Here is a 5,323-nt window from a genome sequence, read left to right on the forward strand (position 1 = left end):
ATGCCGCTCTCCGGCGCTTTGGCGGTGGATTGCAAACGCCGGCGGCTGCCGCTGGTGTTGGTGGACAGCCAGCATCATCAATTCGATTCGATTACGGTTGACAATCAATATGGCGCGGCTCTGGCAACACAGGAATTGCTGCGTCTCGGTTATCGCCGCTTCGCCCTGCTTGCCGGACATTATGAAAACATGCGGGCGCAAGCGCGTTTGCAGGATTGCCAAAACGCCTTGCAGGAAGCGGGGATCGCCGCGTCTGCGCAAACCGTAATTCGAAGCGAGGCGCTCGGGAAAAATGCCGCTGCCTCCGCCTGGCAATCCGGCTATGCCGCCATGAAAACGTTTTTGGCGCAGCAGGTTCAGGAGGGCCGGGCGAGCACGCCGCTCGCGCTGTTTGTCACATGTGATTCGTTGGTGCGTGGCGCGCTCAGCGCCGTGCAAAACGCGGGTCTCCGCCTGCCGCAAGACGTGGCAATCGTGGCATTCCGTGACAGCGAGCTGGCCGAACATAGCGGCGTCATGATTGTGCGCCAGCCCCAGGCCGAAATCGGATATCAAGCCGTCAAGCGCATGCTGGCATTGATGAAGCATCCCGGCTCGCCGCCGCAACAAGTAACGGTGAAGCCGCAACTACAAGTGCAGCAACACGGCCTGCCAGCGAAGGTTTGAGGCGGGTTGAAATTTGAGACCGGACGCAGGCCTGCCCCGGAATCCTTCGCACCTTTCGCTCAGAAAACAGAAATCCCACCAACGTTGCGGTGGGATTTTTCATTTCTGTTGGCAAGAACCGCTCAGGATTTCGACAAAACCTTCTGATTTCATTATCCGCGAATTGTTTTGCAAAATCACGAAATGCCAAACCCCATCATCTTGCTATAAATGAGTGCCATGTTCATAGAGAAAAAGGTACCAACGTTTTGTCAACTCCGAAGGCGCGGCATGGGCACGGCGTTCTGAGGGCGGGAACGAAATTCGCTTGTCACTCCTGGTGTTGAATCCCCGGCTGCCAGACAACGCTGATCCGGATCTCTTCCACAACCTCATGCAACGCGCCTTCCGCGGGGAGTTGGTGAGACAATCACGCCCCTTTTCCCACCACAACAACAAGAACCTTTGACACGCCGCAACAAGATTGAGATTGCAAGTGTTTTTTTAATTCACGAGGTTTTGGCGTTCTCATTAAAGCAAATTCGATTGAAACGAGTTACAAAAATCAATAATGCCAAAGCCGAAACTGGAACTCTCTTCCGAACAACTTGCCGCGTTGCAAGCGGGAGATACCGCCGTGTTCAAACAGCTGTTTGAGGAATTCCAACCGCGGCTGTATCGTTTTCTCTGGCTCAAGCTGCGGATGGTGGAACAGGAGGAAGATTTGGTGCAGGAAACCTTTCTGCGATTTTGGAATGCCCGGTCGCAACTCAGACCGGGCGGCAACATTGAAATTTACTTGTTTCGCATTGCGAGTAATTTGGCTACAGATGTGTTGCGCCGCCCCAAGCGAGAGAATAATCGTCTAGAATTGGAAACACAATCACACCCGGCGGCGCTAGCAGCAGACCAGGCGATCGAGTCCGAACAGCTCGCAGATATGATTTCCGAATTTGTCACTGCCATGCCCGAGGGCCCGCGCACTGCCTTCATTCTCAGCCGCTATGAAAATCTCTCACACGCCGAGATTGCCGAAATCATGGGAATATCTGTGAAAACCGTGGAGAAGCATATTGGCAAGGCTTTGCGCTTGCTGCGGGAAAAATTGGTGGAATTGGGAGTACGCGTTTAAGCCAGCTTCATTCCAAACTCTTCGCACGCGCAAAAAAATCACAAACCGCATGGGGGTTTGCCTTCCTGATTTCGTCTATCCTATCGTAACCATCGAGACATTGCCATGAAACACCATCTCTCAACTGAAGAACTTTGCGAGTTGTTCGCGAAATGGCAGCAACATCGCCTCAGTTCGGCAGAAGAAACTAGACTCAAAACCTGGCGCGCGGCTACACGCGAGCACGAAGACGAATGGCAGCAATTGACGGCCTTGTGGCAATCCGCAGCGCCGCCGGAAGCGCCGAACGGCACACCCAAAGATTTTCAATGGCAAAAACTGCTGGAAGCGTTGCCCGCTGCCGAAGCGCCGCGAACGGTCAGCCGCAAACCAGGCCGTTGGCAACAACGGCTGGTGGAGGTTATGCACGCGCGGCCCGTGTGGGCGTTTGCCGGCGCTGCCATCATTCTGTTGATTGTCTTGCTACGTTTTGACTTTGGACGTGAATCGCAAGCCTGGAAAAGTGTTGCGGTGTCGCACGGCGAGCGGCAACAGATGCTGCTGGCGGACGGTTCAATCGTCGAGCTGAACGCCGGATCAACGTTGAAATATCCTGGCAGATTCTCCACAGAAAAGCGCGAGGTCGAATTGGAAGGCGAGGCTTTTTTTGAGTTCCAATCTGCCTCTGCGCCCTTTGAAGTCAAGACAATCCATGCCCGCGTGCGCGTGCTGGGAACCTCGTTCAATGTCCGAACCTGGGAAAACGCGACTCAGGTATTCGTGAAAACCGGTCGCGTGGGAATAGCCCCAAAGCAATCCAGCACCGAAAACGAAATTTTTTTGACGCCGGGTCTGGCGGCCATTTGCGATACGGTTGCAGTATTGTTGACGCGCGTGCCTGCTCCGCAGGAGATCATGGCTTGGCGTGAGGGCCGGTTGGTGTTTCGCGACCGGCCACTGCCGGAAGTGTTGGCGGAATTGCAGCGCCATTTTGCCATTTCGATTCAGGCGGACGACCGCCTCATGCGTCACAACATCACGGCGCAATTTGCGCAAGAACCGGCGGCGGACGTGATCGCAGCAATTCCCATCGCGATTCATGCGCGCGCCGAAGCAACGACTACGGGTTACTGGTTGAGAGAAAAGTGAGCGCAATTTTCACCGCCAGGCGAATGCTGCCGGCAACGATCTTCTGTCTTGGGCTTTTGCCGATTACCGGTGCGCCGGCATACGGCCAAAGCATGTCCACAGTTCGCCTCACGGCGCAAAATCAAAAACTCAGCGCCGTGCTCGAAGATTGGCAGGCGCAATCCGGAATGCGCTTGTTGTTTGCCAATTCCCTGGTGGATTCCTGCCGCGTCTCGTTGCAGCACACCGGGCCGGCGCTCAGCGTTTTGCATCGGTTGTTGCAAACGACGCCCTTCGAGGCTGTGAGTCAGGGTGGAAATCTCTGGGTGATTGCGCCAAAATCTTCCCAGGTGAGGCGGCTCATTGCCCTGGCCGGCGCAGTATTCGATGCCCAGGATGAACGCCCGCTGGAAGGTGCGGAGATTTTCCTGCTGCCGGCGCGCGAACATGCGCGCACGGATTCGCTCGGCCACTATCGCATCTCGCAGGCGCGACCCGGCCGCAACCGCTTGCGTGTCAAGCGCGTGGGTTATGAGGATTATTCCACGGAATTGGTGCTGTCGGGAGAAATCGCGCCGCATGTGCCCATTGCGCTCACACCGAAAAACATGACCACGCCGGAAGTGCTGGTGGAGGCGCAGCGTTTGCCAAGGAACATAAACGGTTTGCTGGCGCAACAAACCTTGTCGCGCCATGGCCTCACACTGTCCGCGCTGAGCCGCCCCGATGAAGTTTTCGAAATTTTGCAGCAGCAACCGGGTGTTTCACATCGCGAAGCGGACGACGTCTTTCCGCACGTGGAAGGCGGCAGCGCGAGTGAAGTCGGCATCGAACTGGACGGCGTGCCTATTTTCGTGCCGACTTACAGCCGCAATCGTCGCAGTTTGTTTTCTGCCACGACGATCGATGCCATCACCCTGCATCGTTCCGGGTATGGCGCTTCGCTGGGCGGGGCCATGTCAGGCTTCATTGCGTTGCACTCGCGCGAGATTCGCGAACAGCCGTATCGTTTTTATGGCGGCCTCAGCACCAATGGCTTTGGTGTCGGCGCCAATCACTATTCGGAAAAAATTGCCTGGAGCGGCCTGCTGCGCCGCGCCAACGTGGAGCAGGATCTCGATTTTCACACATTTTCTGCCAATGATTTGTTCAACAAATTCGAGCTTCAATTCTCGCCGCAGCGCCGCTTGACGTTTTTGTCGCTGGTGGCGCAAGGATCTTTGACGCAATCGAATTCATTTCGTATCCGTGAAACCATGACACACAGCTCCGGCTTGCGGTATGACGGTCCCGGGCATGCGATTTTATTGTATCACTCGGCATTGCAAGACTGGCTGACGGAAACTGGCTTCAAGTTGGATGTGACTCATCAGATCACCAGCGCATCTGCGCTTCATGCCGGCGCACATGCCGCGCGGTTGATCGGCGAAAATCGCCTGACCGCGCTCGACAGTCTCGGAGAGTTTAAGTATATTAAAGACACCTTTCCTTACACCAACGCAAGAAATCTTCTGCTCGCCCGCCAAAAGGTCAATTTGTTGTCGCCTCATTTTAGCGTTCGCCTGATGCAACCTTTTTGGAGCATGGAAGTGGGCGCCCGAGTTCCCACAATATTGTCGGACGGCCGCGTGTGGGTTGAGCCGCGTGTGCAATTTACCCTGACGCCGGCACCCGTTGTGCAACTGACACTGGCGGCTGGAGACTATCATCAATTCACCGATCGCAGCTTTGCCAGCGAGGCCAAGTCTGGTGACAGCCCGGGCGCCGGTGAGTATGTCGTGCGCGCAGAGGCACATTCGCCCTCGCGCGCACGCCACTGGCGCGGCGAGATTTCGTTTCGCCCACAGGCCGATTGGGCGCTCGCTGTGGCAGGCTTCAAAAAGCAATATGATTTTGCCGGGCAATTTTATCTGGGCCGCATCAATTATCATATTTGGCAGATACCGCTGGCGCACGGCCACAGCAGCGGCATGGAATTCTGGCTGGGCAAAGTGCGCGGCCTTTCGCAAGGCTGGTTGAGTTATACCCACAGTCATGCGCGCTATGTGAGCGCGGGCGGCACTTCGTTTCAGCCGTACTTCAATCGCGAGCGCATCCTCAGTCTTGCCTTCACGCGCTATGTTTCGTCGCGTGTGCAGCTCAAATGGCATTACTCCCGCGCCTCCGGCTATCCCGTGCGCGCGTGGGATTTGGGCCATATCGAAGTCCGGCCCAACGATTCAGCCGAAGAGTTGGCGCGGGCTTATTTCAGTGAGACAAGAGAATCAGGCAGCCGCGCGCAACTCGCGTTCGGTTTGAGCTGGTTGATGGCCGGAAGTGACAAGCCACATACTTTTGAGGCCGCTGTTTTACACACGCACGAAGAACAACTGAGCGGTGAAATGCAGGGGAGTTTTCGGTTGTGGCTGGCGCTGCATTTTGCAAAATGAGCCGCGCGGC

At 56.0% G+C, this 5,323-nt stretch carries 4 protein-coding genes; all 4 read left to right on the top strand.

Annotated features, from left to right (window positions below):
• The 4 genes from FBQ85_26095 to FBQ85_26110 all read left to right on the top strand — a co-directional run bounded on the left by FBQ85_26095 (position 1) and on the right by FBQ85_26110 (position 5,313).
• Positions 1–666 carry a LacI family transcriptional regulator gene (locus FBQ85_26095; GenBank protein MDL1878603.1) on the top strand — a complete coding sequence of 222 codons (666 nt, stop codon included), beginning with the start codon at positions 1–3 and terminating at the stop codon, positions 664–666.
• 550 nt (positions 667–1,216) lie between these two features.
• Positions 1,217–1,777 (top strand): RNA polymerase sigma-70 factor, encoded by a 561-nt coding sequence (locus tag FBQ85_26100; GenBank protein MDL1878604.1) that lies wholly within the window; start codon positions 1,217–1,219, stop codon positions 1,775–1,777.
• A gap of 105 nt (positions 1,778–1,882) precedes the next feature.
• Positions 1,883–2,905: a DUF4974 domain-containing protein gene (locus tag FBQ85_26105; GenBank protein MDL1878605.1), complete on the top strand. Its 1,023-nt coding sequence runs from the start codon at positions 1,883–1,885 to the stop codon at positions 2,903–2,905.
• Positions 2,902–5,313 (top strand): hypothetical protein, encoded by a 2,412-nt coding sequence (locus FBQ85_26110; GenBank protein ID MDL1878606.1) that lies wholly within the window; start codon positions 2,902–2,904, stop codon positions 5,311–5,313. Before FBQ85_26105 ends, FBQ85_26110 begins: the two co-directional genes overlap by 4 nt.
• Positions 5,314–5,323: the final 10 nt, after the last annotated feature.

This window comes from Cytophagia bacterium CHB2 (genome assembly GCA_030263535.1).
In the GTDB taxonomy this organism is placed as follows: domain Bacteria; phylum Zhuqueibacterota; class Zhuqueibacteria; order Zhuqueibacterales; family Zhuqueibacteraceae; genus Coneutiohabitans.

Excerpts from the sequence above, each read along its gene's own strand:
- FBQ85_26100 (MDL1878604.1), top strand. The coding sequence starts at position 1,217 with ATGCCAAAGCCGAAACTGGAACTCTCTTCCGAACAACTTGCCGCGTTG.
- FBQ85_26105 (MDL1878605.1), top strand. The coding sequence starts at position 1,883 with ATGAAACACCATCTCTCAACTGAAGAACTTTGCGAGTTGTTCGCGAAA.
- FBQ85_26095 (MDL1878603.1), top strand. The coding sequence starts at position 1 with ATGCCGCTCTCCGGCGCTTTGGCGGTGGATTGCAAACGCCGGCGGCTG.